The 2,396-nt window shown below is 50.7% G+C and carries 1 protein-coding gene; it reads left to right on the top strand.

From position 1 onward, the window contains the following. Positions 1-142: 142 nt before the first annotated feature. Positions 143-1,342, top strand: coding sequence for an IS30 family transposase (locus ABRP66_RS11535; protein ID WP_284771354.1), 1,200 nt, complete (start codon positions 143-145; stop codon positions 1,340-1,342). Positions 1,343-2,396: the final 1,054 nt, after the last annotated feature.

Raw genomic sequence — 2,396 nt, 5'->3', positions numbered from 1 at the left:
TATTTCAACGCGGCTTAATGTAGGAACCAGCGTTGTGTACCGCATTGGTATTGAGCTTGGCTTGTGGCAGCGCAATCCGCATGGCCGTCGGGCTAGTGCCACGTCGCGTCGGTGCGAGTATTTGATGCTGCGGTCTGGTGCGATGGGCCGAAAAGACGCAGCAAAAGCCGTCGGTATTAATCCGCGCGAGGCTTTGGACATCGATAAAGGAGTAACCAAGCTCAATGGTGTCGGGCGTGTGCCGTTTGTTCCCGATGGGCCAGACACTGAGCTTTATAAAAGACTTATGCAGGTTTTGCCTTATGTTGACGCCCGTCAAGCAGTGCCCGTCGAAGTTATCCCACAGCACGCGATAGACAAACGCATTAGTCCTCGATATGTATCCGTCGAGGAACGTGAACTTATCGCCGACTTGAACCGTCAAGGCCTAGGCGTGCGTGCTATTGCCCGGCATTTGGGTCGCTCACCGGGAACAATAAGCAAGGAAATGACACGCAACCGTGACGAATTTGGGTTGTATCTGCCGCATGCAGCTCATCGGAAGTCCGTGCTGCGCAGATTCCGGCCTAAGCCACGCAAACTGGACACACATGCAGCATTGCGTGATGCGGTGTGGGCGATGTTGAAGAAGCGATATTCACCGGTGCAGATTTCCCGAAGGTTGCGTCTAAACTTCCCTGACGATGACACTATGAAGGTGTGTCCTGAAACTATCTATATGTCGTTGTTCTTCCAAGCTAAAGGCGAGTTGAAGAAAGAAATCGCCGCATGTCTGCGCCAAGGCCGTGCTGTGAGAAAGCCACGCAACCAGCGTATTGCCCGCCAACGATTTAGCGACCCCATGATGATAATTTCCGAACGACCAGCAACGGTTAACGACCGCGCTGTTCCAGGACATTGGGAAGGCGACCTCATTTTGGGCAAGGAAAACAAATCAGCTATCGGCACGCTTGTAGAACGCAGCACCAGATACGTCATGCTGCTGCATCTGCCCAACGGGCATGGTGCTGTAGAAGTGCGCAACGCGCTCGTCGAGACTATCCAACAGCTACCAGCACACCTGCGTGGTTCGCTGACGTGGGATCAAGGAAGTGAAATGGCCGGCCATAAATCATTCACCATTGCCACCGAATATCCGGTGTACTTCTGTGATCCAGGATCACCCTGGCAGCGAGGAAGTAACGAAAACACCAACGCACTTCTGCGCCAGTATTTCCCCAAAGGCACTGACCTATCCGTCCACACCAAAGAAGACCTCGAGTTCGTTTCCATGCAACTCAACGACAGACCACGCGCAACCCTAGGCTTCGCCAAACCAGCCGAAAAATGGCCGAACTGCTAAGCTATGCCACCGAAATCTAAAATCGTGTTTCCACGACCACTAGAATCCGCCCTCTAAATCTGAAAGCGCAAGCCCCTCGGAATCCTAGGCACCATTTGTAATAAGCTTGCCCTCGTTCCAGTGGCCCACACTTTCCAGGGGAAGAATGGGACACCAGATATTTTTCAAAGCTCTCTAATTCTCTTGTGCTGCAAGCAACTGCTTTAATTGATTATCGATGTCGGTGAGCTTCCTGACTGTTACTACAGCAAACACGAGACCACCGACCAAAGCTATAATACTTAACAAATTATCACCTCTTCATGGTTACGCAGGCCCATGGGGACCATTGTTTCTTGGCTTCGACGTATACCCGACCACAAGTTTTCGATCCATCCTTCGCCTGAACTCCATTTAGATCATATTTGTGTTCATGAGGCATCGCGGCAGGAGTGCACCCATTAGGACCCGCAGGGATTACTTTTCGGTTACCGTTGGGTTCATCGTATGCGAGCTCATACTTTGTCCCGCAAACATTGTCGATTTTCCAATCGAAACTAGGATAATAAGACACATGGACTTTGCCAAGCTCTAGGCCGCTACCTTCGACTCCAATAGTAACTCGCGCACCAGCACCGCCAGGTGCCCAAGTGCCGCCTCCCGCAGACCGTGTAGACACACGCTCACCATTCGAGTCAGAGTCTCCAAAGGAGTCGTCAAATTGAACTTCCGCTTGATTTTTATTGGAATTCGATTGGGCGGAAGAATCTTCAGCTGTAGCGGCAGGAGCTGCAGTACAAACAAGGAAACCAACAGCGGCTACCGCAAGCTTATTAAACTTCTTCATAACTTCCTTTCGCGGAAATATAGATACTTAGTTAAAACCTACGACACGAGGACTCAATTTGAAGGTTATCAATCTAAGAGTGACTGCGCATCAGTTTTGCCAGAATTAACTTGCTTTGCGCAAATATAAAATCCCCAAACGGGCCTGACCTCCGGAAAGTGGACACATCGGGGGCTAGCTATGCTGCTGTGGTCAGTATAGCCGAAGACTTGGTTTCAAAGACATCAG

The organism is Corynebacterium sp. KPL2680, from assembly GCF_040225675.1.
Taxonomy (GTDB): domain Bacteria; phylum Actinomycetota; class Actinomycetes; order Mycobacteriales; family Mycobacteriaceae; genus Corynebacterium; species Corynebacterium rhinophilum.
The sequence above is the reverse complement of the archived record's forward strand: the minus strand, read 5'-3'. Positions and strand labels throughout refer to the sequence as shown.

What these genes read in the sequence shown, in the direction of transcription:
- ABRP66_RS11535 (WP_284771354.1), top strand. Translation starts at nt 143, where the DNA reads ATGGGCCGAAAAGACGCAGCAAAAGCCGTCGGTATTAATCCGCGCGAG.